Annotated in this window: 25 protein-coding genes; 8 read left to right on the forward strand and 17 right to left on the reverse strand. The window is 65.4% G+C overall.

The window, feature by feature from the left end; genetic code table 11:
- Nucleotides 1-216 precede the first annotated feature (216 nt).
- The 4 genes from AC1DOX_RS27795 to AC1DOX_RS27810 all read right to left on the reverse strand — a co-directional run bounded on the left by AC1DOX_RS27795 (nucleotide 217) and on the right by AC1DOX_RS27810 (nucleotide 4,646).
- On the reverse strand, nucleotides 217-1,023 hold the full coding sequence (locus AC1DOX_RS27795) for a TOBE domain-containing protein (protein WP_441623398.1): 807 nt from the start codon (nucleotides 1,021-1,023) through the stop codon (nucleotides 217-219).
- 67 nt (nucleotides 1,024-1,090) lie between these two features.
- Nucleotides 1,091-1,333: an RNA recognition motif domain-containing protein gene (locus AC1DOX_RS27800; RefSeq protein WP_092136211.1), complete on the reverse strand. Its 243-nt coding sequence runs from the start codon at nucleotides 1,331-1,333 to the stop codon at nucleotides 1,091-1,093.
- A 247-nt stretch (nucleotides 1,334-1,580) separates the two neighbouring features.
- Entirely contained in the window at nucleotides 1,581-2,360 is a 780-nt protein-coding gene (gene fabI, locus AC1DOX_RS27805; protein WP_441623400.1) for an enoyl-ACP reductase FabI, read from the reverse strand.
- A gap of 33 nt (nucleotides 2,361-2,393) precedes the next feature.
- Nucleotides 2,394-4,646, reverse strand: a complete 2,253-nt coding sequence (locus AC1DOX_RS27810) for a DUF3141 domain-containing protein (protein ID WP_441623402.1) — start codon at nucleotides 4,644-4,646, stop codon at nucleotides 2,394-2,396.
- A gap of 282 nt (nucleotides 4,647-4,928) precedes the next feature.
- Here AC1DOX_RS27810 and AC1DOX_RS27815 point away from each other — a divergent pair, with 282 nt between their 5' ends.
- Nucleotides 4,929-5,879 (forward strand): phosphate acetyltransferase, encoded by a 951-nt coding sequence (locus AC1DOX_RS27815; RefSeq protein WP_441623404.1) that lies wholly within the window; start codon nucleotides 4,929-4,931, stop codon nucleotides 5,877-5,879.
- 35 nt (nucleotides 5,880-5,914) lie between these two features.
- Entirely contained in the window at nucleotides 5,915-7,159 is a 1,245-nt protein-coding gene (locus tag AC1DOX_RS27820) for an acetate/propionate family kinase (protein WP_441623406.1), read from the forward strand.
- Nucleotides 7,160-7,230: 71 nt separating this feature from the next.
- Here the strand turns inward: AC1DOX_RS27820 and AC1DOX_RS27825 are convergent, their stop codons facing one another.
- On the reverse strand, nucleotides 7,231-7,995 hold the full coding sequence (locus tag AC1DOX_RS27825) for a tyrosine-protein phosphatase (protein WP_441623471.1): 765 nt from the start codon (nucleotides 7,993-7,995) through the stop codon (nucleotides 7,231-7,233).
- Between the two features lie 485 nt (nucleotides 7,996-8,480).
- Here AC1DOX_RS27825 and AC1DOX_RS27830 point away from each other — a divergent pair, with 485 nt between their 5' ends.
- From AC1DOX_RS27830 to AC1DOX_RS27845, 4 genes are all read left to right on the forward strand, one after another.
- Complete coding sequence (locus AC1DOX_RS27830) at nucleotides 8,481-9,998, forward strand: DASS family sodium-coupled anion symporter (RefSeq protein ID WP_092136694.1); 1,518 nt, start codon at nucleotides 8,481-8,483, stop codon at nucleotides 9,996-9,998.
- Between the two features lie 25 nt (nucleotides 9,999-10,023).
- A complete protein-coding gene (locus tag AC1DOX_RS27835) occupies nucleotides 10,024-11,073 on the forward strand; it encodes an Ldh family oxidoreductase (protein ID WP_441623408.1) in 1,050 nt (349 codons plus the stop codon).
- A 160-nt stretch (nucleotides 11,074-11,233) separates the two neighbouring features.
- A complete protein-coding gene (locus AC1DOX_RS27840; protein WP_441623410.1) occupies nucleotides 11,234-11,929 on the forward strand; it encodes a transglycosylase domain-containing protein in 696 nt (231 codons plus the stop codon).
- A 161-nt stretch (nucleotides 11,930-12,090) separates the two neighbouring features.
- The gene (locus AC1DOX_RS27845) at nucleotides 12,091-12,561 is read left to right on the forward strand and encodes an MgtC/SapB family protein (protein ID WP_441623412.1); all 471 of its coding nucleotides are present in this window, start codon (nucleotides 12,091-12,093) and stop codon (nucleotides 12,559-12,561) included.
- 58 nt (nucleotides 12,562-12,619) lie between these two features.
- On the opposite strand, the gene AC1DOX_RS27850 is transcribed toward AC1DOX_RS27845, so the two are convergent.
- From AC1DOX_RS27850 to AC1DOX_RS27870, 5 genes are all read right to left on the reverse strand, one after another.
- Nucleotides 12,620-12,865 carry a formate dehydrogenase subunit delta gene (locus tag AC1DOX_RS27850; protein WP_441623416.1) on the reverse strand — a complete coding sequence of 82 codons (246 nt, stop codon included), beginning with the start codon at nucleotides 12,863-12,865 and terminating at the stop codon, nucleotides 12,620-12,622.
- An 8-nt stretch (nucleotides 12,866-12,873) separates the two neighbouring features.
- The gene (gene fdhD, locus AC1DOX_RS27855) at nucleotides 12,874-13,722 is read right to left on the reverse strand and encodes a formate dehydrogenase accessory sulfurtransferase FdhD (RefSeq protein ID WP_441623419.1); all 849 of its coding nucleotides are present in this window, start codon (nucleotides 13,720-13,722) and stop codon (nucleotides 12,874-12,876) included.
- Between the two features lie 12 nt (nucleotides 13,723-13,734).
- Entirely contained in the window at nucleotides 13,735-16,605 is a 2,871-nt protein-coding gene (fdhF, locus tag AC1DOX_RS27860; protein ID WP_441623421.1) for a formate dehydrogenase subunit alpha, read from the reverse strand.
- A gap of 75 nt (nucleotides 16,606-16,680) precedes the next feature.
- Nucleotides 16,681-18,237 carry a formate dehydrogenase beta subunit gene (locus AC1DOX_RS27865; protein ID WP_441623423.1) on the reverse strand — a complete coding sequence of 519 codons (1,557 nt, stop codon included), beginning with the start codon at nucleotides 18,235-18,237 and terminating at the stop codon, nucleotides 16,681-16,683.
- Nucleotides 18,234-18,758 (reverse strand): formate dehydrogenase subunit gamma, encoded by a 525-nt coding sequence (locus tag AC1DOX_RS27870; RefSeq protein ID WP_441623425.1) that lies wholly within the window; start codon nucleotides 18,756-18,758, stop codon nucleotides 18,234-18,236. The genes AC1DOX_RS27865 and AC1DOX_RS27870 overlap by 4 nt, the downstream gene beginning before the upstream one ends.
- Before the next feature lie 193 nt (nucleotides 18,759-18,951).
- Between AC1DOX_RS27870 and AC1DOX_RS27875 the strand changes: the two genes are divergently transcribed.
- Nucleotides 18,952-20,043 carry a substrate-binding domain-containing protein gene (locus AC1DOX_RS27875; protein WP_441623427.1) on the forward strand — a complete coding sequence of 364 codons (1,092 nt, stop codon included), beginning with the start codon at nucleotides 18,952-18,954 and terminating at the stop codon, nucleotides 20,041-20,043.
- An 87-nt stretch (nucleotides 20,044-20,130) separates the two neighbouring features.
- Here the strand turns inward: AC1DOX_RS27875 and AC1DOX_RS27880 are convergent, their stop codons facing one another.
- The 3 genes from AC1DOX_RS27880 to AC1DOX_RS27890 all read right to left on the reverse strand — a co-directional run bounded on the left by AC1DOX_RS27880 (nucleotide 20,131) and on the right by AC1DOX_RS27890 (nucleotide 24,251).
- A complete protein-coding gene (locus tag AC1DOX_RS27880) occupies nucleotides 20,131-21,873 on the reverse strand; it encodes a M30 family zinc metallopeptidase (RefSeq protein ID WP_441623429.1) in 1,743 nt (580 codons plus the stop codon).
- A 271-nt stretch (nucleotides 21,874-22,144) separates the two neighbouring features.
- Complete coding sequence (gene ppk2, locus AC1DOX_RS27885) at nucleotides 22,145-23,095, reverse strand: polyphosphate kinase 2 (RefSeq protein WP_092136181.1); 951 nt, start codon at nucleotides 23,093-23,095, stop codon at nucleotides 22,145-22,147.
- A 103-nt stretch (nucleotides 23,096-23,198) separates the two neighbouring features.
- Nucleotides 23,199-24,251, reverse strand: coding sequence for a transporter (locus AC1DOX_RS27890; RefSeq protein WP_441623431.1), 1,053 nt, complete (start codon nucleotides 24,249-24,251; stop codon nucleotides 23,199-23,201).
- 258 nt (nucleotides 24,252-24,509) lie between these two features.
- On the opposite strand from AC1DOX_RS27890, the gene AC1DOX_RS27895 reads away from it, so the two are divergent.
- On the forward strand, nucleotides 24,510-24,794 hold the full coding sequence (locus AC1DOX_RS27895; protein WP_092136177.1) for a hypothetical protein: 285 nt from the start codon (nucleotides 24,510-24,512) through the stop codon (nucleotides 24,792-24,794).
- 26 nt (nucleotides 24,795-24,820) lie between these two features.
- Here AC1DOX_RS27895 and AC1DOX_RS27900 read toward each other — a convergent pair whose 3' ends face one another.
- The 4 genes from AC1DOX_RS27900 to AC1DOX_RS27915 all read right to left on the reverse strand — a co-directional run bounded on the left by AC1DOX_RS27900 (nucleotide 24,821) and on the right by AC1DOX_RS27915 (nucleotide 26,340).
- Nucleotides 24,821-25,090, reverse strand: coding sequence for a hypothetical protein (locus tag AC1DOX_RS27900; RefSeq protein WP_255371140.1), 270 nt, complete (start codon nucleotides 25,088-25,090; stop codon nucleotides 24,821-24,823).
- Between the two features lie 41 nt (nucleotides 25,091-25,131).
- Entirely contained in the window at nucleotides 25,132-25,377 is a 246-nt protein-coding gene (locus tag AC1DOX_RS27905; protein WP_441623434.1) for a hypothetical protein, read from the reverse strand.
- A 187-nt stretch (nucleotides 25,378-25,564) separates the two neighbouring features.
- A complete protein-coding gene (locus AC1DOX_RS27910; RefSeq protein ID WP_441623436.1) occupies nucleotides 25,565-25,936 on the reverse strand; it encodes a hypothetical protein in 372 nt (123 codons plus the stop codon).
- 116 nt (nucleotides 25,937-26,052) lie between these two features.
- Entirely contained in the window at nucleotides 26,053-26,340 is a 288-nt protein-coding gene (locus tag AC1DOX_RS27915) for a hypothetical protein (RefSeq protein ID WP_092136692.1), read from the reverse strand.
- Between the last annotated feature and the right edge of the window lie 573 nt (nucleotides 26,341-26,913).

Genomic DNA, 26,913 nt, shown 5'->3' on the forward strand with positions numbered 1-26,913 from the left:
CGGTTCGTGTCCCTCGGCTCGCAGCTTCGCTCCACGCTTCCTCCCCACGATCGGTCACCCTTTCGCAGTTGCGCTTCGCTTCGTTCGCGGTGATCAACTTACGGTGGGACTTGCACCCACAAGAGTGCGCCCATGCTGGGCGCACAAAGGAAACGGGCGCCCGCAAGGCGCCCGAAGTCCGGTCATTCTACACGCGGCTCCGGCGAGCCACGGTCCTCAGGCCATCGTTCCCAGGATCACGCTCGAGGCCTTGAAGATGGCCAGCGCCTGCATGCCTTCGGCCAGCCCGAGGTCGGTCAGCGCCGTGTTTGTGATGATGGCCGCCACGGTGCCACCGCCATCGAGGTCCAGCACGACTTCCGCATTGACAGCCCCGGGAACCACACGCGACACCACGCCCGGCAACTGGTTGCGCGCGGAAAGCCGCACGCCGGGATCCGGCAGGCCGATCATCACGGACGAGGCCTTGACGAGCGCGAAAGCCTCGGCGCCGGCCACCAGGCCCAACGTCTCGACACTCTCATGCGTGATCGTGGAGACGATGCGCTGGCCACCGGGCAGCGCCAGCGTGATCTCGTCATTGACCGCGCCGCCACGCACGGACTCCACCCGGCCGAACAACTTGTTGCGCGCACTGGTCTGGATCATGAATCGTTTCATCAGGTGAATATCGTCGGCATCCGCATCGGACAGCGTACTGCCCACCTTGCCGAGCCATGCGACGAAGCGCTGGTGCTCCTCCGCCATCGCGCGATAGGTGCGGATCAGCCGTTCGGCCCGGTCGGTCAGGCGCGTACCGCCGCCGCCCTTGCCGCCCGCCGCGCGCAAGACCAGCGGCTCCCCGGCACTGTTGTTCATCGCGTCGATGGCATCCCAGGCGGCCTTGTAGCTGATGCCGACCGCGCGCGCCGCCGCAGTAATCGATCCGTGCTCGCCAATGGCGGCCAGCAATGCAATGCGATCCTTGCCGCCCCAGTCCTGGGCACCGGCGCGAAACCAGATGGCGCCTTCGAGTTCAAGCATGAGCGAATGAGGAAGAGTCGGAAGAACGGCTATGGTAATGCGAATTGCCGCCAGCCTGACGGCGCCGCTAACTCTGGTGTGCCGGGATATACCAGCGCATGACGCTGCCAGCGAAGTACTGCTTGTCGAACTGACGCAGCAGGCGCCACGCGGTGAACGGGTCGATCGCCAGATCCACCCACGCCCACGGATGATCGGGGTCACCCTCCCGCACGATCTCCACGGAATTCACCGGTGCGTAGTCTTTCAGCTTGTCCCGCAGCATTTCCTCGGTCACATCACGATGCAGCCCGCGGATCAGTACCTGCATTGCAGCCTCTCCTGGATGCGGCCGGAAGTTGCCGTGGCGCACCATGCGTCGCCGCGCCGGCCATGCGAATATTGTAGGCCGCGTTGCGGTGTGCATCGCGGCAATGATGCATTTCAGTTCTGGAGGCTGTTTCAAAATGAAGCGAAGCGGTCCTGGCTAGACGCGCGGCCGCAGACAGTACAAGTGGTACGGCCAGCGAGTGTGGCAAGACCCGGCAACGACGCCAGGATCTTTCTGAAACAGCCTCCTAAGCCATGATGTGCACGCCACCATCCACGTACACCGTATTGCCCGATAGCCGGCGTGCGTACGGGGTAGCCAGGTAGGCCGTGGCAAAGCCGACGTCCATGATGTCGACCAACTCGCCCAGTGGCGCGCGGCCGGCGGCCTCCGCCAACAGGTGGTCGAAGTCCTTGAGACCCGATGCCGCGCGCGTCTTCAGCGGCCCCGGCGAGATCGCGTGCACGCGAATCCCTTGCGGGCCGAGTTCGTGCGCCAGGTAGCGGCAACTCGCTTCCAGCGCCGCCTTCACGGGCCCCATCAGGTTGTAGTTGGGCACCACGCGGTTGGCGCCGTCATAGCTCATCGCAAACAGCGTGCCGCCATCCGACATCAGCGGCACCGCACGGCGCGCCATGCGGATGAACGAATGGCACGACACATCCATTGCGCGCGCGAAGCCGTCCGGCGACGAATTCAGCAGGCCGCCTTGCAGGTCCGCCTTGGGCGCGAATGCCACCGAATGCACGACGGCATCGAGACGCCCCCATTCCTCCGCGATACGCGCGAACAGCGCGTCCATCTGCGCATCGTCCTCGACGTTCAGCGGCATCAGAATTGGCGCACCAACCTGTTCGGCGAGCGGCGCCACATGAGGCAGCGCCTTGTCGTTGAGGTAGGTCAACGCCAGATCGGCGCCCAGTTCGCGGAACGCGCGCGCGCAACCCCACGCAATGGATTCCGCATTGGCCACGCCGACCACCAGCACACGGGCGCCGGCGAGCGGCGGGTTGGGTACCTGTACCATGGGATGCTCCTCCTCGATGGCGGAAATCTGGAGTCAGGCTTCGTCTTCCTCGCCACGTGCGGCGCGGTTGTGGTCGGTGCCCAGCACGTCGGCCACCTCGCGGTAGCGCGCGAGCCAGTCGGTCTCCAGCGGGCCGCGCACGGTCAGCACGCGGTGTGCCAGCACCATGATGCGGCGGCGCTCCTTCATGTCAGGCACCAGCTGCGGCAGCGACTGCAAGGCCGCTTCGGGGTCTAGGGTCACCACATAGCTCTGGCGGCGGACGGCGTTCTTGAAATCAGCCAGGCTGACGCGCTTGTCCGGGGGATTTTCGCGCGCCAGCTTGCGCAGCAGGTTGAACGGACGTTCCTCGATGGCGGACCGGTTTTGCGTGACATACGCGAGGATTCTCAGGAACGCGTCGAGCGAAGTGCCCTCGCCGATTTGCGCCTGCGCCTCGCGCCGGCGCAGGTCGGCCACTTCCTTGCGCAGCGCGGTGACGGCGGGAGATTCCGCACGCCCGGTCGCGGCCTCCATGCCCAGCATCGCCGCCATCCAGGGCGTGGCGTAGAGCGACTCGAAAAATCGTTCCTGCCAGGCGTCCCGCACGTCGCGGTACTGGTTCAGCGAGCGCACGATATGGTCGGACATGGCGCGCTCCATCGCCAGGAACGGGTTGTCGTCATCGACCGGCTGGCGCGCGTCGCGCACGGCCGGTGCCATGGCGCCGATCCACGCCATCCACGGATTGACGTCGCTGGCCAGCGTCCGCTCCAGCCGCGCAGGATGCATCTCGCGCATGGCCTGCGCGGAGGCCTCGGTGGAGGCCGCCCGCACCAGCGGCGAGGCGAACGTGTCGTACAGGTGCTGGTTGATCTCGGCCACGCGGCGCACGACCTCGAACGGCTTCTCGTCGTCGCGTCCGTCATCGAGCGCCAGAATGTCGTCGATCGTCCGTCGCTCGAAGCGCACGAGATAGCGGCCCTCGATCAGATCCAGGTGCGAGGTACCCGGCGCCACGTCCTCGATCTTCGCTTCGTACAGGCCGGGCGGCAGCACGTCGATCAGGTCCAGCGCGCAGAAGAGTTCCGTGTGTTCGCGGTTGGCCACGCTGGCCGAGACAAAGATGCCGAGGTGACCAATCGACGGGTGCAGGCAGTAGACGATCGTCTGCTCGTTGGCCACGATGTCGTCGACGCTCTCGTACAAGTCCGGAATCCAGTTCAACGCCTGTTGCGGCGGCGTGATGTTGTCTCCCCATGATGCAAACACGATCACCGGCGAGCGCAGGTTGCGCAAGTCGATCACGGTCTTGCCATCGGCGCTGTGCACATCGCCCGCGGCCAGGTGATTGCCGACGAAGAGGTTCTGGACGATCCAGTCGATCTCCGCGCGGTTCATCAGGAAATGTCCGCCCCACCAGCGCTCGAATTCGAGGAAGCGCGGCCCCTCGGTATCGGCCCTGGCGTAGACGTTGTAGAGCTTTTCCCACAGCGAATTCGCGGGGTTGAGGCTCTCGAAGTTCTGCACGAGCCAGGCGCCGTCGAATCGTCCGTTGCCCAGGTCCGCGGTCAGCGAAGCCAGCCATGAGCCACCGAGCAATCCGCCGCTGTAGCGCATCGGGTTGCGTCCGCGTACGCCAGACCAGTACGCCACCGGGGCGCCGGCCAGCAGGATCGGCCCGGTCACGTCGGGCGCCGCGGCCGCCAGCATCAGCAAGGCCCAGCCCGCCTGACAGTTGCCCACGACGAATGGCTTGCCCGGTGCATCGGGATGTCGCTCGGCCACCGCGCGCAGGAAATTTCCTTCCGTGCGGGCCACATCCTCGATGGTCTGTTCCGGGCAGGGATCGCGATAGAACGTGATGAAGTAGCACGGGTGCCCGCTGCGGATGGCATTGCCGATCTCGCTGTCCGCCTTGAAGCCGCCGATGCCGGGTCCGTGGCCCGCGCGCGGGTCCATGACGACGAACGGACGTTTCTCCGGGTCCGTCGGGTGCGCCTCGGGCGGGACGATGCGCAGCAGCGCGTAGTTGACGGGCTTGGGCAGGTTGCGGCCATCGATCAGCACTTCGTAGTCGAAGACCAGCACGGGTGGCATGCCGCCGCGCTCATGTTCGGCGGACTCGTTGCCGCGGCGCCGCAGGATGTCGAGGAAAAGGATCGCGCGCTGCCAGGAATCCACGCCGTATTCCCAGGCTGCCTGCGGCAGCGCAAGTGGAGATGGCGGCATGGGGGTGGATTCGGGTGTGGCGGGCGAGGCTTGGTCGGCCGGCTGGATGCCGGTCACGGGTTGGCGTGCGTTCATTCCGGTTCTCCCCTCCGAGAGGTCAGACTCGTCAGATAGTCGCAGCGGAGCGGTTGCCTGCTGCAACGCAACACATAAAATCTATCAGCCTCCGCCGGCACTGACAACCGACGGAAAGGAATATTGAATATTGCAGTTTCTGTGCCAGACATGACGTTCACGTGTCATCGCCGCGCGCTGTACATTGGCCTATACTTGCCCCAGACGTTTGCGCAATGCAGCATCCGTGGCCCTCAGGATGCCTGCCCTTCAGAAGGTTTTCGGTTCCAGGGAACGCTGCCAATGCTCACACCATCGTCCACCGACAAGTACGCCAGGCTGCTGGCCCGCTGCGAGGGCCTGCCGCCGATTCCCACCGCCGTGGCGCACCCTTGCGATTATTCGTCGCTCGACGGCGCGCTGGAAGCGGCCCGGCTTGGCCTGATCGCGCCGCTGCTGATCGGGCCCGAGGTCCGCATCCGGCAGATCGCGCAGGAACACGGGCTGCCGCTGGGCGACACACCCATCATAGACGCCCCGCACAGTCATGCCGCCGCGTTGCGCGCCGTGGAGGCCGTGCGGAACGGCGAGGCCGAACTGCTCATGAAGGGTAGTCTGCACAGCGACGAGCTGCTGCACGCGGTAGCCAGCGGGTCCAGTGGCCTGCGCACCGGCCGGCGCCTCTCGCATGTATTCGCGATGGACGTGCCGAACTACCACAAGCCACTGTTCATCACCGACGCCGCGGTCAACATCTTCCCCACGCTGAACGAAAAGGCGGACATCGTCCGCAATGCGATTGACCTCGTGCGCGTGCTTGGCGTCGAACGGCCCAAGGTGGCGATCCTTTCCGCAGTGGAAACGGTCACCGACAAGATCCCGTCGACCATCGACGCCGCCGCGCTCTGCATGATGAGCCTGCGCGGCCAGATCGAGGGCGGCATCCTCGATGGTCCACTGGCATTCGACAACGCCATCAGCAAGGCGGCGGCGGACACCAAGGGCATCCGCTCCGAAGTCGCCGGCGACCCCGACATCCTGCTGGTTCCCGACCTGGAAGCGGGCAACATGCTGGCCAAGCAACTGACCTTCCTCGCGGGCGCGGAGTCGGCCGGCATCGTGCTGGGCGCGCGCGTGCCGATCATCCTGACGAGCCGTGCCGACAGCGTGCGCGCTCGCATCGGCAGCTGCGCCATCGCGGTCCTGCTCGCGCATGCGCGCCGTACCGCGGGCGACGCCGCGGTCAAGGCCTGAACCTGCAATCCCCATTCGACAGGAGCATCGTCAGCGTGAGTACCCCACACCCCGCAAATCGCGTCATCCTCGTCGTCAACGCCGGCTCGTCCAGCGTGAAGGTCTCCGTCTATGCCGTGCCGGACTCCGCGCACGACAACGTCGACATCCAGCCCACACTGGCCGCGCACGGCCAGATCGAAGGCATCGGCGTGGCACCACGGCTGATGGCGCGCATGGCCGATGGACGGGTCGTGGCCGACGAGCGCTTTCCCGTGGAACAGATCTCTGACCATGACGCTGCATTCCGTCTGATCCGCCTGACGCTGAGCGTGGGCTTGCGTGACACGCCACCGGTGGCGATCGGCCATCGCGTGGTCCACGGCGGTGCGGATTTTGCCGATGCGGTGCGTATCGACGACGAGGTGATCGCGAAGCTGGAGGCGCTGGTGCCACTGGCCCCGCTGCATCAGCCGCACAACCTCACGGCGATCCGTGCGGTGCGCGCGGCAGTGCCGGAACTGCTGCAGGTGGCCTGCTTCGACACGGCGTTTCACGCGGGTCACGATCCGCTGGCCCAGCTGATGGCACTGCCCTACGAATATTACGAACGCGGCGTGCGCCGTTATGGCTTTCACGGGCTGTCGTACGCATACATTGCGCGCCGGCTGCACCAGGTGGCGCCCGATCTGCTGGAAGGCCGCGTTGTCGTGGCGCATCTGGGCAATGGGGCGAGCCTGTGTGCGATGCGCGCCGGCAAGAGCGTGGATTCGACCATGGGGCTCACCGCGCTCGACGGCATGCCGATGGGCACGCGGTGCGGATCGGTCGACCCCGGTGCGATCCTGTGGCTGGCCGCACAGGGTATGGATGCCGATGCGATCCAGAACATGCTCTATGGCCAGTCCGGCCTCAAGGGCATCTCCGGCGTCAGTAGCGACATGCGGGCACTGCTGGCCAGCAACGATCAGCGCGCGAAGCTGGCAGTGGACTTCTATGCCTTCCGCGCCGCACAGGAGATCGGCAAGCTCGCCGTCACGTTGGGCGGACTCGATGCGCTGGTGTTCACCGCCGGCATCGGCGCCAATTCGCCAGAGGTCCGCGCGCGTATCTGCGCCCATCTGACCGGCCTGTTCGGCGTTGCGCTCGATGACGCGGCGAACAATGAAAACTGCCAGCGTGTCAGCCAGGATGCCAGCGGCGTACCGGTGCTGGTCTTACCGACCGACGAGGAAGGCATGATCGCGCTGTCCACGGCACGCATCCTGCGCGAATGCGGGAGACTCGGACCCTGCCCCTGAGCCCGACCCGGACCCTATTCCTGACTCTTGACGCGTCGACGCACGGGCCGGACGCCCGTCCAGGCCGCGGCTCAGTCCTCGAGGTAGTGCGCGCGTAGTCGATCGACGTCGACCTGCAAGCCGTCGGCCAGGAATCGCTCCACGCTGCCGTATGTCTGACTGATCGACGACATCGACGCCTCCAGGTACTCGGGCCGGACCTCCAGCAACGGCAAGATCGCCTCCGGTCGCACGCCGATCGGGCCCACCCGTGCCAGCACGTCGTCGTTGAATCGACGATTCCAGTGGTTGGACTCGAGGTAGTTGGCAACGATGTCGTCCTGCGACACGCCCAGCGCGGACAGCAGCAGCACCGATGCGAAGCCCGTGCGGTCCTTGCCGGCCGTGCAGTGGTAGTAGAGCGTCTTGCCCGCCTCCGCGTTGCGCAGGAACCCGCCGAATGCATCCCGGTATCGCACCGGAAAGTCGCGGTACACGTCAAGCATGAACGCATGCATCTGCGCCGGCGTGCTTTCCCGCAGGCGCGGCATCAGCACGTCCATCGCCATGCTGCCTTCCAGCACGGGCACGGACACCCAGTGGAAACGCTCTCCGAACGCCGACTCCGCGGGTGATTTCTCGCCCGGCGAGCGGAAGTCGATCACCATGTCGAGCCCCAGCGCATGCAGGCGGTCGAGATCGGCCGCGCTCGCCAGCGCGGGGTTGCCGCTGCGGAACAGCCGGCCATGGCGCACGCGGCGGTTGGATACGCCCACCAGACCGCCAAGATCGCGCGCATTGCTGATGGTCTCCAGCGGCAGGCACGGGCGGATGGACGATGCGCTACCGGGCGACATCGCTCGCAAGGGAATCAGCGCGTGGGCCAGCCACGCACACCAGGTCTGGATCATGTCGTTTTCTCGTGGATGGCGTCCCGGATGACAGGTTCGTGGACACCATGCGTTGTACGTTGGGGCTAATGTGGTGGTCGGTGCGGTGCGACGCGCTGGCCGACAGTCGTGGCCGGCAGATTGCCGCAAGTGGCGCGCAGGCCACGACGGCGATGCGGCGTACCGCAAACTAAAAACCTTCAACATCGATACCAATTATTTCAGATCGTGCGAGCGCGCGGGCGTCACTTGCCTGCCGGGGACCGCGAGCCTTTGCGCTATCTCACTCGTGAGTTTCCCACTAACTTCGCAGAGTCTTGATCTGGGGCATTCGCACGGCAGTGGCCACCTTGGCACGCTTCATCGCGCTTCACATAATGAAGCGCATGCCGAACGCAGCACCCGCGCATGGCAACGCGTCCGGCAGGATCTATCCACCCAGGGATTCCATGATGCCTGATTCGCACACATCTCCCGCCGCCCTTCCATCCACCGCGGCGACCAAGCCCCTTGCTCCCAAGGTCGCCCTGCACTGGGGCCTGTTTCTGGCCATCGCCGCACTGATCGGTGTTCTGCTGATTCCTACCCCCGCCGACCTTCCCGTGGCCGGGCACCGCATGCTCGCCATCCTGGCCTTCGCCGTGGTGGTCTGGATCACCGAGGCCGTGACCTACGAGACCAGCGCGATCATGATCACTTCGCTGATGGCCGCGTTGGTCGGCTTCTCGCCAACGGTCAACGATCCCGCCACGCAATATGGCACGTCAAAGGCGCTCGGCATGGCGCTGGCCGGGTTCTCCAACACGGCGCTCGCGCTGGTGGCCGCGGCGCTGTTCATCTCGGCCGCGATGACCGTGACGGGGCTTGACCGCCGCATCGCACTGGTCACGTTGTCCGCCATCGGCACCAGCACGCGGCGCATCCTGATCGGCACGATCGCCGTCACGATCCTGCTGAGCCTGGTTGTGCCAAGCGCCACGGCGCGCAGCGCCTGCACGGTGCCGATCATGATGGGCGTGATCGCGGCGTTCGGCGTGGACAAGAAGTCGAACATCGCGGCCGGCATCATGATCATGGTGGCGCAGGCGACCAGTGTATGGAACGTCGGCATCCAGACAGCCGCCGCGCAAAACCTGCTGACCATCGGGTTCATGGACAAGCTGCTCGGGGACCGCGTGACATGGCTGCAATGGCTCATCGCCGGTGCGCCCTGGGCCATCGTGATGTCGGCTGTGCTGTACTTCCTGGTGCGCTGGCTGCTTCCGCCCGAAACCGATGCCATCGTCGGCGGCAAGGAAGCGGTGCAACGCGAACTGGCGGCGCTCGGTCCCATGACCGCCCCGCAGAAGCGCCTGGCCGCCGTCGCCATCGGCCTGCTGCTGTTCTGGGCCACCGAGGGCAAGCTGCACCAGTTCGACACGGCGAGCATCACCTTCGTGGGGCTGGTCATCCTGATGCTGCCGCGTATCGGCGTGATGGACTGGAAGACCATGCAGCAACGCACGCCCTGGGGCACGCTGATCGTGTTCGGCGTGGGGATCAGCCTGGGGACCGCGCTGCTGACCACGCAGGCCGGCCAGTGGCTCGGCAAGTTCGTGGTGACGCATTCCGGCCTGGCCGACCACGGCACGCTGATGGTCTTCGCGGTGCTTGCCGCGTTCCTGATCCTGATTCACCTGGGCTTTGCCAGTGCGACGGCGCTGACCGCCGCTCTGCTGCCCATCCTGATCTCCGTGCTGCAGACGCTGCCCGGGGACATGAACAAGGTCGGCATGACCATGCTGCTCGGCTACACGGTCAGCTTCGGCTTCATCCTGCCGATCAACGCGCCACAGAACATGGTCTGCCTGGGCACTGACACGTTCAACGGACGACAGTTCGCCCGCATCGGCATCCCGGTCACGATCATCGGCTACGTGCTGATGCTGGTGTTCGCCACCACCTACTGGCGCTGGCTGGGCTGGGTCTGACCACAACCAACTACGCCGCCCCCTTATGAAAATCACCCTCGACTCCGCACAACGCTTCGCGCGCGATATCCTCACCGCGCAGGCTGTCCCTGCTGACATTGCCGATGATGTGGCCGAGCACTTGGTCGAATCCGACCGCTGCGGCTACATCAGCCACGGGCTGTCGATCCTGCCGAACTACCGCCGCGCCATCGATGGCGGCAGCGTCAACCCCGATGGCCGCGCGGACTGCGTGCTGGACAAGGACACGCTGATGGTCTTCGACGGCAATGGCGGCTTTGGCCAGCACGTGGGCAAGGTCGTCATGGCGCGGGCCATCGAGCGCGTGCGGCAGCATGGGCATTGCATCGTGACGCTGCGCAAGTCTCACCACCTTGGCCGCATGGGCCACTACGGCGAGATGGTCGCCGCAGCCGGCTTCGTATTGCTCAGTTTCACCAATGTCATCAACCGCCCGCCCGTGGTGGCGCCGTACGGCGGTCGTGTGGCAAGGCTGACCACCAACCCTCTCTGCTTTGCGGGCCCCATGCCAAATGGTCGGCCGCCCCTGGTGGTGGACATTGCCACCAGCGCGATCGCCATCAACAAGGCGCGCGTGCTGGCCGAAAAAGGCGAGCCGGCGCCCGAGCACAGCATCATCGACGCCGATGGCAACCCGACGACCGATGCCTCGGTCATGTTCGGCGAGCGGCCCGGGTCACTGTTGCCGTTCGGTGCGCACAAGGGGTACGCGCTGGGCGTGGTGGCGGAATTGCTGGCCGGTGTGCTGTCCGGTGGCGGCACGATCCAGCCGGAGAATCCGCGGGCCGGTGTGGCCACCAACAACCTCTTCGCCGTACTGCTGAACCCGCAGTTCGACCTCGGGCTGAACTGGGAGCGTGGCGAGGTGGAAGCGTTCATCAACTACCTGCATGACACACCCACCGCGCCCGGCTTCGACCAGGTGCAGTATCCCGGCGAATACGAAGCAGCCAACCGGGCTGCGGCCGCCACGCATCTGGAAATCAACCCGAACATCTGGCGAAATCTGGAAACGCTGGCGTTATCGCTGGGGGTGGCGGTGCCGACGGAATAGAGGTTGTTTCAAAATGAAGCGCAGCGGTCCTGGCTAGGCGCGCGGCCGCAGACAGTACAAATGGTACGGCCAGGCCGCGCAACGACGCCAGGATCGTTTTGAGACGACCGCCTAGGCGTTTTCCGATGGCGGCGTCCGTGGCAATGGCACAATACGTGCCATGCAACGTCTCTGGTCCGCCTTCGTCAAGCTCGTCCTGCTCGCCGTCATCGGCGGCGCGTTGCTGGCCACCCTTGCAGTTGTCATGGCCAGCCGGCAATTGCCGTCGCTCGATGCGCTCACTGCGTTCCGCGATACGCCCGACTACATCCAGCTCAGACAGTTCCCACCGGCGCTGTCCGAGGCCGTGGTCGCCATCGAGGACGACCGTTTCTACCTGCACGATGGCGTCGACTACGTGGGCGTGATGCGCGCCGGCATCGCCAATCTCTCCGACGACCTGTCGCAGGGCGCCTCCACCATCACCATGCAGGTGGCTCGCAACTTCTTCTTTTCGCGCCAGAAAACCTATACGCGCAAGCTGTATGAGGCGCTGATGGCCTATCGCATCGAGCACTCGCTGACCAAGGACGAGATCCTCGAGCTCTACCTGAACAAGATCTACCTCGGCCAGGGCGCCTACGGCTTTGGCGAAGCGGCGCAGACCTACTTCGGCAAGCCCGTGGCGCAGCTCTCGCTGGCCGAATGCGCGATGCTGGCCGGCCTGCCCAAGGCACCTTCGGCCAACAATCCCGTGGCCAACCCCCGTCGCGCACGCCAGCGCCAGGCGTACATCCTGCTGCGCATGATGGAACTGGGCCGCATCACGCGCACCCAGTACGACGCGGCCCTGCTGGAACCTCTGCGGCTGCGCTGAGCACGCCACATTTCCCGCGCACCTCCGGCATCGTTCTTGCCGCTTTCTCGCGGCTTGCGCGCGCCTTTCCCCCGATGCTTGTCAGCCGGCGCCCGACTGCGGAGCGCCGCAGCCGCATGCTAGCTTGCCTACCATCGAAAGACGCCGGACGGGAGGCCGCTATGGAAAGCCTGTGGGGAGATGTCTACGGCACGCTGCGCGCCGAATTTGCCGACGTGCCGGATGTCAAGGAGCTGACCCGTATCCTGCTGCGGCTCACGCTGGCCGTATTGCTTGGCGGGATGATCGGCTACGAGCGCGAGGCGGCCGGCAAGGCCGCCGGCCTGCGCACGCACATGCTGGTGGCATTGGGGTCGGCGTTGTTCGTGCTGGTGCCGTTGCAGGCAGGCGTGCCGCTGCCGGACATGAGCCGCGTGCTGCAAGGACTGGCATCTGGCATCGGCTTCCTGGGCGCCGGCGCCATCATCAAGCTCAACAGCGAGGAAGACATCCGCGGCCTGACCACGGCGGCCAGCATCTGGACCGTCGCCGCCATCGGCATCGCCTGCGGACTGGGGCGGGAGAGCACCGCCGTCGTCGCCACGCTGTTCGGGCTGACGATCCTGCAAGTGCTTTACTGGTTCAAGAAATAGCGCGGCCGAAATCAGGTGCCATTCGGGGTGCCATTCAGGATGCTGTTCAGGGCGTCATTCAGGCGGCCGCCGGTTGCGCGACCTCAAGCTTCTCGCGGTGACGTGCGATGGCCGTCAGTACGATCGCATCCAGCCCTTCGCCACCGTGCGCATCCACGTGGGCCAGCAGCGCGCGCCGCATGCGCGGCTCCCAGAAACGCTTCAGGTGGCTGGCGATGTCCGCGAGCGCTTCGTCCCGGTCCGGCATCGCTTCAAAGAAGCCGCCGATCTGGTTGGCCATCTTGATCAGGTTTTCGATATGCATGCCAGGCTCTAGGAAATCTTCAGTCGATGAGAATGGGCGTAGGCAACGAAGCTGCCGGCACGAACGAACCCGGCCAGCGTGACGCCCGCGGACTCGGCGAGACGCACGGCCAGCGCGGTCGGGCCCGACACTGCTGCCAGCACGCCCGCACCGATCGTCGCCGTCTTCAGGACCATCTCGTAGCTGGCGCGACTGGTCACGATCACCGCGCCGCGCGAAACATCTTCGTTACCGTTCGCGAGCGCGCCCGCCAGCTTGTCCAGCGCATTGTGCCGGCCGACGTCCTCGCGCACCAGCGCGACGGTGCCGTCCGCACGCAGCCAGCCCGCCGCATGCGTGGCGCCGGTATCGCGCAGCAGCGCCTGACGCGCCTGCAACTGTGCAAAGGCGGCATCCAGCAACGCCGGTTCGAACGACGCCGCGCTGTGCACCGCGGCCGGTACGCGCATGACCTCGTCAAGCGATTCCGTGCCGCACAGCCCGCATCCGGTGCGGCCGGCCAGCGCGCGGCGCCGCGCCTTGAGTCCGACAAAGGCCTCCGTCGCGATCTCCAGCTTCACGGCCACGCCGTTCGGCCGGATCTCCACATCGATGCCATACACGTCGCGCGGACTGGCCACGATGCCTTCGCTCAGGCTGAAACCCAGCGCGAAGTCTTCCAGGTCCGCCGGCGTGGCCAGCATCACCGCATGAGAGACGCCGTTGTACTCCAGCGCCACCGGGACTTCCTCGGCGATGTGGTCGATCTCGGCCATCGCCGCGCCATTCCGCCAGCGGTTGACGGCGAAGGTATTGCGCGTCGCCGGCAACGCCTCGTCGGACGGCTCGGTCTCCTGCGGCAGAATGCAGCGCTTCATGGCGTGGCTCGCTTATTCCGCCGAAGCCTGCGCCGGCTCGCTGGCCGCGCGCAGGTGCGCCAGCTGTTCCTCGTTGAACGCCTGGTACTCGCGTTGCCACGTGGACGGCTGCGCCACCGGCATCACCTGCACCGCGGTCACCTTGTACTCCGGGCAATTGGTCGCCCAGTCCGAGTTGTCGGTGGTGATGACGTTGGCGCCCGACTCCGGGAAGTGGAACGTCGTGTACACCACGCCCGGCTGCATGCGCTGGCTGACGATCGCACGCAGCACGGTTTCCCCTGCCCGGCTTTGCACGCCGACCCAGTCGCCATCCTTGATGCCACGCTCCTCGGCGTCGTGCGGGTGAATTTCCAGCCGGTCTTCATCGTGCCAGTGCACGTTGTGCGTGCGCCGCGTCTGCGCACCCACGTTGTACTGCGACAGGATGCGACCCGTGGTCAGGATCAGCGGGTACTTGCGGTTGACCTTCTCCGTGGTCGCCACGTACTTGGTGATGATGAACTTGCCCTTGCCTCGCACGAAGGCGTCGACGTGCATGGTCGGCGTACCTTCCGGCGCATCGGCGTTGCACGGCCACTGGATGCTGCCCAGTTCGTCCAGCTTCTTGTAGCTCACCCCGGCAAACGTCGGCGTCAGCCGCGCGATCTCGTCCATGATCTCGGACGGATGGTTGTAGTGCATCGGGTAGCCCAGCGCATTGGCCAGCAGGATCGTCGCCTCCCAGTCGGCATAGCCGCCTTTCGCGGGCATGACCTTGCGCACGCGCGAGATACGGCGCTCCGCGTTGGTGAAGGTGCCATCCTTCTCCAGGAACGACGAACCCGGCAGGAACACGTGCGCGTACTTGGCGGTTTCGTTCAGGAAGATGTCCTGCACGACGATGCACTCCATCGACGAGAGCGCCTCCGCCACATGCTGCGTGTTGGGGTCGGACTGGACGATATCCTCGCCCTGGCAGTACAGGCCCTTGAACGAGCCCGTCAGCGCGGCCTCGAACATGTTCGGGATACGCAGGCCCGGCTCCGGATTGATCTCGACATTCCACGCCGCCTCGAACGCGCCGCGCACGGTGGAGTCCGACACGTGGCGATAGCCCGGCAACTCGTGCGGGAACGACCCGATGTCGCAGGAGCCCTGCACGTTGTTCTGGCCGCGCAGCGGATTCACGCCGACGCCTTCGCGACCGATATTGCCCGTGGCCATTGCCAGGTTGGCGATGCCCATCACGGTCGTCGAGCCTTGCGCGTGCTCCGTCACGCCGAGGCCGTAGTAGATTGCCGCGTTGCCACCAGTGGCATACAGGCGGGCCGCGCCGCGGAGCTGGTCCGCCGGCACGCCGGTCACCGACTCCATCGCCTCCGGCGAGTTCTCTGGCAGTGCGACGAAATCGCGCCATTGCTGGAACGCGCGGTCTTCGCAACGCTCGGCGATGAACGCCTCGGCCAGCAGGCCTTCGGTGACGATCACGTGCGCCATCGACGTCACCAGCGCGACATTGGTGCCCGGGCGCAGTTGCAGGTGGTAGTCGGCGCGGATATGCGGGGAATCGACCAGGTCGATGCGGCGCGGATCGGCGACGATCAGCTTTGCCCCGGCGCGCAGGCGCTTCTTCATGCGCGAGGCGAACACCGGGTGGCCATCGGTCGGGTTGGCGCCGATGACCATGATCACATCGGCCTTGGCCACCGAGCGGAAGGTCTGCGTGCCAGCCGATTCGCCGAGCGTGGTCTTGAGTCCGTAGCCGGTCGGCGAGTGGCAGACGCGCGCGCAGGTATCGACGTTGTTATTGCCGAACGCCGCCCGCACCAGCTTCTGCACCAGGTAGCCTTCTTCATTCGTGCAGCGCGACGACACGATGCCGCCGATCGAATCCTTGCCATGCTCGGCCTGGATGCGCTTGAACTGCGACGCCGCGTAGCCGATCGCTTCCTCCCACGACACCTCGCGCCACGGATCGGTGATCTTCGCGCGGATCATCGGCTTGAGGATGCGGTCCTGGTGCGTGGCATAGCCCCAGGCGAAGCGGCCCTTCACGCAGGCGTGGCCTTCGTTGGCCTGGCCGTCCTTGTACGGCACCATGCGCACGACCTCGTTGCCCTTCATCTCGGCCTTGAACGAGCAGCCCACGCCGCAATAGGCGCAGGTGGTGACCGTGCTGTGCGATGCCTGCCCCAGCTTGATGACCGAGGTTTCCGTCAGCGTGGCCGTCGGGCAGGCCTGCACGCAGGCGCCGCACGACACGCAATCGGATTCCATGAACGACTGGCTGGTGCCGGCCGCCACACGGGAGTCGAAGCCGCGGCCGCTGATCGTCAGCGCGAACGTGCCTTGCGTCTCCTCGCACGCGCGGACGCAGCGGTTGCAGACAATGCACTTGGACGCGTCATACGTGAAATACGGGTTCGACTCGTCCTTCGCCAGCTGCGTATGCGTGGCGATCGGCGCGGCGCCGTCGTTGTAGCGCACCTCGCGCAGACCCACCACGCCGGCCATGTCCTGCAGCTCGCAGTTGCCATTGGTCGGACAGGTCAGGCAATCGAGCGGGTGGTCGGAGATGTAGAGTTCCATCACGCCACGGCGCAGGTCGCCGAGCTTGTCGCTCTGCGTCTTCACCTTCATGCCCGCTTCCGCCGGCGTCGTGCACGAGGCTGGATAGCCGCGGCGGCCTTCGATCTCCACGAGGCACAGCCGGCACGAACCGAAAGACTTCAGCGAATCCGTGGCGCACAGCTTGGGCACGCCCACGCCGGCCTCGGCGGCGGCGCGCATGACCGAGGTGCCGGCCGGCACGGTGACGGGCACACCGTCGATCTCCAGCGTGATCAGCGTTTCGGATTCGCTGGGCGGGGTACCGTAGTCGAAATCGTCGCGAGCGTTCAAGGGATGTCTCCCGTTTCTAGATCTGTAGGGTGCGTGCCCCTGAGGGGCACGTCGTTGTCATGGACCGGAGCGAGCTCAGGCGGCCCGGGCCGGCTTGGCGGCCAGGCCGAAATCCTCTGGAAACTCGTTCAGCGCGGACAGCACCGGATAGGGCGTCATGCCACCCATCGCGCAGAGCGATCCGTTGAGCATGGTGTCGCAGAGATCGCGAACCAGCGCCACGTGCTTCACCGGCGCCTCGCCCGCGATGATGCGGTCGATCACCTCCACGCCTCGCGTGGAGCCGATCCGGCACGGCGTGCACTTGCCGCACGACTCGATCGCGCAGAACTCCATCGCGTAGCGCGCCATCTTCGCCATGTCGACGGTTTCGTCGAACACCACGATGCCGCCGTGACCCACGACCGCGCCAAATGCGGCGTAGGCCTCGTAGTCCAGCGGCGTATCGAAGCGCGATTCGGGCAGGTAGGCACCCAGCGGGCCACCCACCTGCACGGCGCGGATCGCGCGGCCGCTGCGCGTGCCGCCGCCGAAGTCGATCAGTAGTTCACGCAGCGTGATGCCGAACGCCTTCTCCACCAGACCGCCATGCAGGATGTTGCCGGCAAGCTGGAACGGCAGCGTACCGCGCGAGCGGCCCATGCCGAAGTCGCGATAGAACGTGGCGCCGCGCGCCAGGATCACCGGCACCGTGGCCAGCGAAATCACGTTGTTGATGACGGTCGGCTTGCCGAACAGCCCTTCCAGCGCCGGCAGCGGCGGCTTGGCACGCACCACGCCGCGCTTGCCCTCCAGGCTTTCGAGCAGCGCGGTTTCTTCGCCGCAGACGTAGGCGCCGGCGCCCTTGCGCACTTCCAGCCGGAAGCGCCGGCCGCTGCCACGGATGTTGTCGCCGAGCCAGCCGGCCCGGGTCGCGATCTCGATGGCAGCCTCGGTGGCGGCAATCGCGTGCGGATATTCGGAGCGCGTGTAGATGTAGCCCTGCTCGGCGCCGACGGCCAGCCCAGCAATCGTCATGCCCTCGATCAGCATGAACGGATCGTCCTCCATGACCATGCGGTCGGAGAACGTGCCGGAGTCGCCCTCATCGGCGTTGCAAACGATGTACTTGATGTCGGAGGCCGCGCCCAGCACGGTCTTCCACTTGATGCCCGTGGGAAACGCCGCACCGCCACGTCCCCGCAGGCCGGAGTCGGTGACCTCCTGCACGATCTGCGCGGGGGCCATCGACAGCGCGCGTGTCAGGCCGGCATAGCCTTCGTGCGCGATGTAGTCGTCCAGCGACAGCGGATCGGTGATGCCGACGCGCGCGAAAGTCAGTCGCTCTTGCTTCTTCAGGAACGGAATCTCACCGGTGGGGCCATGCGCCAGCGCGTGCGTGCCACCGGCGAGAAACCCGGCGTCGAACAGCGCGCCCACATCCTCCGCCGTCACCGGGCCGTAGGCGACACGGCCGGCATCGGTCTGCACTTCAACCAGTGGCTCGAGCCAGAACATGCCGCGCGAGCCATTGCGGACGATGCGGACATCGGCGCCGCGTTTGGCGGCCTCCTGGGCGATGGCGTGCGCGACGTCGTCGGCGCCAAGCGCCAGCGCGGTGGAATCGCGGGGAACGAAGATCGTGGTGCTCATGCCTGGGTCTCCACGGATTGCGCGGGCTGTACCGCCGGTTCGCGCAGCGCGCCGGTCAAGGCGTCGAAGCGCCGGGCGTCGACGCGGGCGTGGAGCCGGTCGCCAATCATCACGGCGGGGCCGCACGCGCACTGGCCCAGGCAGTAGACCGGCTCCAGCGTGAACTGGCCGTCGGCCGTGGTCTCGTGGAATTCGCAACCCAGCGCCTTGCTGGCATGCGCGGCCAGCGCGTCGGCGCCGACGGACTGGCACGCCTCGGCGCGGCAGACCTGCACGACGTGACGGCCGGCCGGTTGGTCTCGGAAGTGGTGATAGAAGGTGATGACGCCGTGCACCTCGGCGCGCGACAGGTTCAGAGCCTTGGCAATGACCGGCACCGCCTCGGCCGGGATGAATCCCTGGCTGTCCTGGATGTCGTGCAGAATCGGCAGCAATGCGCCGGGCATGTCGCGCCGTGCGGCAACGATGCGTGCGATGGCGTCGCCGTCAGCCGGCGCAGCGGGGGTGGCGATGTCTGGCATGGTGTCTCCGTGCTTATATCGTCGTGGTCCGGCGAGCCCATGCTGACCCGCCAACCCGCTAGCCGTACGTGTCGGCTGCTGACACGATATAGGCTTTTTTTTTCATATTCGGGGGCGTTGCAGCGGGCTCTTTGGCCTGTTTGTGCGACTATAGGCGGGTGATTTGGCCCATTCAATATGCTATTTTTCGCATATGCTACGCATCTCGATTCTTCCCCATCTCCAGATCCGTGACGACACCGCCCCGACGCCCGCGCCGGGCCTCGATGTATCGCGTCTGGTCGCCCTGCTGGGCCATATCGAGGCCACCGGCAACATCGCGCAGTCGGCCGAGGCCGTGGCGTTGTCATATCGCTACGCCTGGGGCATCTTGCGCGACGCCGAAACCCTGTTCGGCGGCGCGCTGATCGCCAAGACCCGTGGGCGCGGGTCCACGCTGACGCCATTGGCGCAGCAGCTGGTCTGGGCCAGCAAGCGGATTGCGGCGCGCCTGTCGCCGACGCTGGACAGCCTGGCGTCCGAGCTGGAAATCGAGCTGAAGAAGCTGATGGCGGAATCCGACCCCGCGGTGCGCATCCACGCCAGCCATGGATTTGCGGTGGCCGCGCTGCGGGACTTCCTCGACGAGCACAAGGTGCGGCACGACCTCAAGTACTGCGGCAGCCTGGAGGCCGTGGCGGCGCTGGCCGAGGGTGCTTGCGACGTGGCGGGCTTCCACGTGCCGATCGGCGAGTTCGAGCAGGAAACGTTGCGGCGCTTTACCGCCTGGCTGCGGCCGGAAACCCATTGCCTGATCCATCTGGCGGTGCGCTCCCAAGGCCTGTTCGTGCGGCCCGGGAACCCATTGGGTGTGCATTCGCTGGACGACCTGGTGCGATCCGACGTGCGATTCGTGAACCGGCAGGTTGGCTCCGGCACGCGGCTGCTGCTGGATCTCATGCTGGCGCGGCGGGGGATCGATCCCAACCGGATCGAGGGTTTCAGCAATGGCGAGTTCACCCATGCCGCAGTGGCCGCCTACATCGGCAGCGGGATGGCGGATGTCGGCTTCGGCGTGGAAACCGCGGCGCGACGGTTCGGGCTCGAATTCGTGCCCGTGCTGAAGGAACGGTATTTCTTCGCGATCGAGAAGAAGATGCTGGAGAGCCCGGCACTGGTGGGCGCCGTCTCGGCCATGAATAGCAGGAATTTCCGGGAGCGGGTGGATGCCCTGCCCGGCTACGAGGCCGAACTGACCGGCGTCGTGCAGACCTTCGGGGAAGCGTTTCCCGGCATACCGCTGTAGTACCGGGACACGGCCCGCCGGGCGGCGGGCCATGCAATGGAGGAAGACTCCGCAAGGCGTTCCCGCTCGCGCGGGAACGTCAGACGGTCAGTACACCACCACGGACAGCGTCGCGCCGGCCGGGACGCGTACCTTGTCGCTGTACACGCCGTTGGTCGCGCTGCGAGCGACCGGGAACGTGCCATACGCTTCCAGCAACGAAGGCAGCACCACCGGCAGCTTGCGCAGCGACGCATACACCGATGCCGACGGATCGATCTCCGGCAACACGTACGTGCCATCGGTGCGTGCCGGATAGCCATAGCCAGTCGGTGACTTGGCCGCCGGCATGCCGCTGCTGGTCGTCACCTTCCAGCGCAGCAACTGCTGCTCGAAGCTGGAGCCCGCCTGCGCCGCGACGATCGCCTGGTTCAGTGCCGTCTTCGAATCCGCCGTCTGGCGGGTCAGCAGGTCCTTGTAGAACGCGAGGCCAAGCTGGCGATCCAGGAAGCCACCAAAGCTGCCGGACACCGAATAGCTCTCGCACGGCGTGCCAAAGCCCGTGAACTGCAGGATGTTGCAGTTGTAGCTGCTGTAGCGATAGAAGTCCGGGAAGCGCACATTGCTGATGGCATTGAAGGTCGGGTCGATGCTGTGGCTCAGGAAGTCCTCCATCTGCATCGCCGTCATTTCCTCGAGCCAGTCGGCATACACGTACGACGGGCCCATCATGATGCCGCGACGGTAGAAGTTCTGCATGTGCGTGCCTTCATGCGCCATGGTCAGCTTCATCGCCTGCATGCCGGCGCTGCCGCCCAGCGCCAGCGTCTCGCTGTCCAGGTAGAGCGAGATCGACTCGTTGCTGCGCGGATCCGTGGTCTTCGACAGGTTGTGCAGGCCCCAGAAATAGGCCACGCTGCCGTACGGCTTGCCGTCGTTATTGAAGTTCAGGATGACGATGTCGATGGGCTGGCCGGTAGCCGGCACGACCTGCGTGCCGTAGCTGTTCGGACCCCAGACCGGCCCCCCAATGTCTTTCAGCATGTCGTAGATCTGGCCGGTCCCGGCGAAGGCCGTCGCCAGCGTGCCAACCGTGGTCAAGCTGATCTGGTTGGCGCCGACACCGAACTGCGAGTTTTCAACCCAGAGGTTGACGATGGTCCCGTCGGTGGCGGTCACCTGCTGCTGCAGCGTGGCCAGCCGCATGGTGGCATCGGTGTGATACCAGGTCTTCGTGGCGCCCACGCCCAGCCCTGCCGTCGATTGCTGTACCGGCGGCGCGCTCATCGAACGCAGCATCGGCTGCGATGCCTGAATCGCGTCGATCCAGCCCGTGCGGTTGAAATCGCCGATGGCGCGCCGGGAGGCCTCGTCGTCGGCCTCGGCGGTCAGCGCCTGCGGCGACAGCCGTGCCAGCGACGATGCGTCGACCATGCTCGACAGCGGCACCGACGGCATGGCGACCGACTGGCCCGTCAGGTTGGTCAGCATCATCGCGATGGATTTGCCGGCCACACCCGAGATCGAATACTGCACGTCCTGGGCGGCGGTGGACGCGTTGGCGCGGCCCCAGATGCCGGTGCCGGAGCCGGAATAGCTGGCGGCGGTGGCCGCGCTGCACTGGCCACCGGCGCTGCAGGCCTGGTCCAGGCCGTTGACCAGCAGCGGACCGCTCGAGCCCGGCGACCCGGCAGGACCCTGCGTCGCCGATCCGCTGTCACCACCCCCGCCGCAGGCGGCCAGGGTCAGCGCGGCCACGGCCGTGAGCGCCGGCAAGGCGCGAGACAACAAATTCCGGGAAAAAATACGGGAAGACGTACGGGTAGACGTACGCGCAGCAATGCGACCCATCAGGAACACTCCGTCAAAAGTATTGAGCACCGGTGTTATGGCGCGCTACACGCACCAATCCGGGGAACGTCCCGATTTATCGGCGCGCGCGAAGACGCGCTTGAGATGACTTTTCGACGCCCCACGCAAGTGGGGCATCGCGCGCGCCGCATCCGGCATTAGTGCTTCGCACGCAAAAAGTATTGAAAATGAAGTTTATTGGACATGACGAACCCCGCACAATATGTTCGGGGTCCGTCCGCGCATTGCACGCGAGTAGGGTTGACAGTCGTCAATAGACTTCAGGCACGATCAAACTCGCCGGCACAGGCTGACGCGTGTAGTCGGCGTGGCGCTCGCGCTCGGGCAGGACGATGGTCGGCTGCGGCGGTTCCACGTAGGGCATCTGTTGCAGCAGGTGATGGATACAGTTCAGGCGCGCGCGCTTCTTGTCCACGGCCTGCACCACCCACCACGGCGCCTCCGCGATATGGGTGCGCTCCAGCATGATTTCCTTGGCGCGCGTGTAGTCTTCCCAGCGACGGCGCGACTCCAGGTCCATCGGGCTCAGCTTCCACTGCTTGAGCGGATCATGGATACGGCTCAGGAAGCGCAGGTGCTGCTCCTCGTCCGATATCGAGAACCAGTACTTGATGACCTGGATGCCGGAACGCACCAGCATGCGCTCGAATTCCGGCACGGAGCGGAAGAATTCCTCGTACTGGTCGTCCGAGCAGAAGCCCATCACGCGCTCCACGCCGGCGCGGTTGTACCAGCTGCGGTCGAACAACACCATCTCGCCGGCCGCCGGCAGGTGCGATACGTAACGCTGGAAATACCACTGGGTCTGCTCGCGATCGTTCGGCGCCGGCAGCGCAGCCACGCGGCACACGCGCGGATTCAGGCGCTGCGTGATGCGCTTGATCACCCCGCCCTTGCCGGCGGCATCGCGCCCTTCGAAGAGGATCACGACCTTGTGCCCGGTGGCTACCACCCAGCTCTGCAGCTTGACCAGCTCGCCCTGCAAGCGGAACAGCTCGCGGAAGTACATGTGCCGTTCGGCACGCTCGGCGTCGGTGTCGCCAATATCGCTGTTGTCGCCAGGACCACCCGACTCCCCGGACAACAGGCTCTGGACGAGGCTCGGATCGCGGTCCTCGAGCTCCAGTTCGAGTTCCTCGTCGTAGTAGTCCGCTACCTCGCGGTGAATGCGCCGGATCAGCGCCTCGTCGTTGTAATCCATGTTTTGCTCCGTCACGGAGATCGGGTCGATTGCCGATCGCACAGCAGTGACCAGATATCGTACGCCCGTGCCGTGGCAATTGCATGAAAAAGCACGGCGGACGTCACTCCGTCTGCTTGCGGAACGCCCACCGCCCCGCCAGCACCGTGAAGCTGGCAACCAGCACCACCAGCACCCAGAAACCGTGCGGATGATCGGCCAGCGGAATGCCGCCCACATTCATCCCGAAAAAGCCCGCCACGATGTTGATCGGCAGTGCCAGCACGGTCACCAGCGTCAGCGTGAACAGCGTACGGTTGGTCTGCTCATTCAGTTTGGCAGCAATTTCTTCCTGCAACAGCTTGATGCGCTCCACCAGCGCGGCCAGATCGTTGAGCACCAGCGAGAACTCTTCGGTGGATTCACGCAACTCCTGCAAGTCGCCTTCCTGCAGCCAGGCCGGCGGGCGATTCAGCAGCCGGAACAGCGCGCCCGGCTCCGGCGCCAGCAGCCGCTGCAATCGCACCAGCCCGCGCCGCATTGCCCCCAGATCCGCGCGGTTGCCCTTCAGGCGCTGCGACAGCAACTGGTCCTCGATCTGGTCAACGCCGCTCCCCGTCTCCCGCACGATCTGCACCAGCACGTCAGCCTGGTCGCGCAGCAGGTGCACGACGAGATCCAGTGGCGACCGGAAGGCCTCCCCGCGACGCACGGCGGCGCGCAACCTGTCGACCGAGCGGAGCGGCCGGGCGCGCGCTGTCACCAGCAACCGGTGGTCGGCGTTTGCCCAGAGCGTGGAGATATCGGTGGACGTGACACCGAAGTTGTAGATGACGTCGTTGACCACGGCGAGCAGGGCCCTGTCCTGACGCTCGATACGCGTCGATCGCGAGCCCTGGCGCAGGGCCTCGAAGTAATCGTCAGGCAGGTCGAGCTGGCTCCTCATCCAGCGCTCGCAGGCACTGTGGGAAAGGTTGAAGTGGAGCCAGAGAAAGGGGCGATCGTGCGTGGACGCCGCATCGGACGCGGCTTGCGATCCGGCATCCTGCTGCCGCAACCACGCCACCGCGGCATGGGAGTCGATTTCCCGGGTCGGCTGCCCAGGAGCGAACAAGAAACCGCTGACCATCCCGACCGGATCGGAACCATAGCCGGATTCGACAATGCCGGATTGCATGAAGTCTCCCACCTGAGAATGCCTGAAACGATACGCGCCAGCGCGCGACGCTAGCACAGCTCGATGACAGTGCTGGAGATCCTCGGAAGGAGGCATGCCTGCCCGATGGGAATGCGTGCCCCGCATGACGTACATGAAAAGCCGCTCTCACGTTCAGGTCGAGGCAAAAGCGTGTTCGACACATCATGCGGAAAATAATCAGCAGTGCGGTGATTCAAGGGGCGTACAGTGACCGAATACCCTCATCGGAGAGCGGCCATGGACACATCACCCAGCGCCAACTACAAGGGCTATGACATCTATCCACTGATCTACACCTACCACGCGACACGCGAGTGGTATGAACGGCGGCCGGATCGCACCTACAGTGCGTCTGTCGTCATTTGCAAGGAAGGCCAGGATCCCGCCTCGGATCAGGTCAGGCTCTTTCCGATGCTGTCCAACCAATGGGATAGCCTGGGCGGCGCACGGCGTGCAGCGGTGCAAGCCGGCGAGGACATCATTGACGGTTTCGTGCCCGGACAGTCGATCACAGGGCTGTAGTCTGAGCGGCGTGCCGCATGCTCCGTTCAGTGCATGTCACGAAGCACATCTATTGCAAGCTTCCCATAGTGCAATGCGGCCTGCTCCGCAGCCTCCGCGGTGTAGTAGTCGTCCTGGTCCTGCTCCAATCCGATCCCACGGTCTGATGGCCGCGCGCTAAAGCTGATCGCCAGGACATAACCCCATCGTTGCCCCGGCAATGTTGCGCTCTCCCGCTCCTCGTCGATCCGGATGGCGAGCCCGTGGGCATACATGCCACGATAGGGCTCAGTGACCCAGCGCGGATCTTCGCTCATGAACGGCCTCTGGCATCGGGGCAATGTCGGCCATGGCGGCGTCAAGGCGCCTGAATCTGGCTGTCGGCGGGCAACGTCTGCAGATCGGTCCAGCCCTGAAGGTTGCCGTCGGGCCGGTCGCGATAGACCCACGTGGCGCCGCACGTGCCGCAGACGAACGTGCTGATTGTCACAGCGCGCGCCTTGCTCAGCTTGCGCCGTTGGGTATCCGTGATGCGCAGCCCCACGTGACCCGGCGCACCGATCTCCCCCTGCCTGATCGCCCGGCATTCATCGCAGTACGTCACGATGTTCCCCCAGCTTGACGTCGCGCCCGCCGGAGGGGCGTGGAACGCTGGCTTGCAGGTTTATTCATGCGATGGTGTCCTACTCAAACGACTGCGACATTCGCGTGATTGCCTGTGTCGTACATTGAATCCTGCATTGACCACGTGTACACCCGGGGTGCTGCCCGCCCGAATAGCCGGAGCCCGATCAGAATCGATTCGGCAGATTCACGCTCGTGCGGACATGCTTGCCCACTGCCTTGAGCTCCCCCGTCCAACGCTCGGAGGAAGGATCCAGAACAAAATTGCCTACGCCGAGTTTGTCGTGCAGGTTGTCCCGGATGACCTGGCCGATCGCGATGCGACAAATCGCTTCGTAATTGCCTGCGCCTGGCTCGAGGGGAAGCGTTACGTCGGATGCCTGGACTTCGAAAGAACGCCTGCCGGCGCCCACAAAGCTCGTGAAAATAACCTTCGTGGGCCGGGTGTCATCAAGCAGGACTGCCAGGTGATAGGCAATGTTCCCGCTCGGGCCAGGCAAATCGCAAATGAAGGTCGGTGAAGAGCGCGATGCTTCCATGCTGAAGTCCCTCTATCGACAAACATTGGCCGGAATAACCTGCCAGCCCGGCCTGGAAAGCCATTGGGTCCCTGACAAGAGGTGGAAACCGCTGGCATGCATGGGTCGCCCGATGATTACAACGCAGACACGGATTCGCCCGGCACCAGGCCGTCGATCACGCGCTGCCCGAATTCGATCGCGCCGCGTCGCGCCGAACCGATGTTCTCCCATGGGGCGCTCTCGATCCGGAATACGCGTGTGGGGTCCTCGCCATCGGGGCGCCCCCCCTCCCGGCAAATCACCACGGAGGCGTTGAACGTGCGGTCCGGCTTGGTGCGAGGCCACGACGCGACGGGAGGAATCCGATACACCAACGGATAGAGGTCGAAACCTTTGTAAGTTGCCGACGGTTTGTTATCCAAAATCAGCTCCAGGATGCGTAAGAGGTTCGCCACGCGGCACATGCTGCGCGGCTGTTGAGTTCTGTTGCTTGACTGGGATCCGGCGCCGCCGCAAACAAGCCGGAGGCGTACGCGGCCGGCCGAAGCAAGCAGGGCCAATTGCCGCTGCGCCGAATGTAATCCGGCGCTTGTCTGCGTCAGTGCCAGCGAGACTTCGCGCAATGCTGATCGCGGTGACACGACCCCATCACACCAAACGAGCACCACGCGCCAGACGAACATCAGGCGTGGACGGCAGGAGGAATCCTTGTGTTCCGCCCGAGCCGTAGCAATAGGGTTGAATGCTGTGGAAGGGCCAGACCACGTTCACGCGAGCGCTGACCATCCCTGTATCTACGCTTATACAGGGCCACCGGTAGGGCGTCAATGAAGGGGCCTCATGCCGGATCGAATTCCGGAGCGCACGTCGAACAGGTGCGCCGCGTTGATTCGTCGACCATGATCCGGGCGACCGGCACGGGGTTTCGTCACGTCCAATGCCAATCGGCGCCGACTGATTCTCGCCGCCCAATGGCCCGCTTAATTCGGAGAACG

It is taken from the genome of Cupriavidus sp. 01L415, from assembly GCF_056400065.1.

Coding starts and splice junctions, on each gene's coding strand:
- AC1DOX_RS27795 (WP_441623398.1), bottom strand. CDS start 1,023: ATGCTTGAACTCGAAGGCGCCATCTGGTTTCGCGCCGGTGCCCAGGAC.
- AC1DOX_RS27800 (WP_092136211.1), bottom strand. CDS start 1,333: ATGCAGGTACTGATCCGCGGGCTGCATCGTGATGTGACCGAGGAAATG.
- fabI (WP_441623400.1), bottom strand. CDS start 2,360: ATGGTACAGGTACCCAACCCGCCGCTCGCCGGCGCCCGTGTGCTGGTG.
- AC1DOX_RS27810 (WP_441623402.1), bottom strand. CDS start 4,646: ATGAACGCACGCCAACCCGTGACCGGCATCCAGCCGGCCGACCAAGCC.
- AC1DOX_RS27815 (WP_441623404.1), top strand. CDS start 4,929: ATGCTCACACCATCGTCCACCGACAAGTACGCCAGGCTGCTGGCCCGC.
- AC1DOX_RS27825 (WP_441623471.1), bottom strand. CDS start 7,995: ATGTCGCCCGGTAGCGCATCGTCCATCCGCCCGTGCCTGCCGCTGGAG.
- AC1DOX_RS27830 (WP_092136694.1), top strand. CDS start 8,481: ATGCCTGATTCGCACACATCTCCCGCCGCCCTTCCATCCACCGCGGCG.
- AC1DOX_RS27835 (WP_441623408.1), top strand. CDS start 10,024: ATGAAAATCACCCTCGACTCCGCACAACGCTTCGCGCGCGATATCCTC.
- AC1DOX_RS27840 (WP_441623410.1), top strand. CDS start 11,234: ATGCAACGTCTCTGGTCCGCCTTCGTCAAGCTCGTCCTGCTCGCCGTC.
- AC1DOX_RS27845 (WP_441623412.1), top strand. CDS start 12,091: ATGGAAAGCCTGTGGGGAGATGTCTACGGCACGCTGCGCGCCGAATTT.
- AC1DOX_RS27850 (WP_441623416.1), bottom strand. CDS start 12,865: ATGCATATCGAAAACCTGATCAAGATGGCCAACCAGATCGGCGGCTTC.
- fdhD (WP_441623419.1), bottom strand. CDS start 13,722: ATGAAGCGCTGCATTCTGCCGCAGGAGACCGAGCCGTCCGACGAGGCG.
- AC1DOX_RS27865 (WP_441623423.1), bottom strand. CDS start 18,237: ATGAGCACCACGATCTTCGTTCCCCGCGATTCCACCGCGCTGGCGCTT.
- AC1DOX_RS27870 (WP_441623425.1), bottom strand. CDS start 18,758: ATGCCAGACATCGCCACCCCCGCTGCGCCGGCTGACGGCGACGCCATC.
- AC1DOX_RS27875 (WP_441623427.1), top strand. CDS start 18,952: ATGCTACGCATCTCGATTCTTCCCCATCTCCAGATCCGTGACGACACC.
- AC1DOX_RS27880 (WP_441623429.1), bottom strand. CDS start 21,873: ATGGGTCGCATTGCTGCGCGTACGTCTACCCGTACGTCTTCCCGTATT.
- ppk2 (WP_092136181.1), bottom strand. CDS start 23,095: ATGGATTACAACGACGAGGCGCTGATCCGGCGCATTCACCGCGAGGTA.
- AC1DOX_RS27890 (WP_441623431.1), bottom strand. CDS start 24,251: ATGCAATCCGGCATTGTCGAATCCGGCTATGGTTCCGATCCGGTCGGG.
- AC1DOX_RS27895 (WP_092136177.1), top strand. CDS start 24,510: ATGGACACATCACCCAGCGCCAACTACAAGGGCTATGACATCTATCCA.
- AC1DOX_RS27900 (WP_255371140.1), bottom strand. CDS start 25,090: ATGAGCGAAGATCCGCGCTGGGTCACTGAGCCCTATCGTGGCATGTAT.
- AC1DOX_RS27910 (WP_441623436.1), bottom strand. CDS start 25,936: ATGGAAGCATCGCGCTCTTCACCGACCTTCATTTGCGATTTGCCTGGC.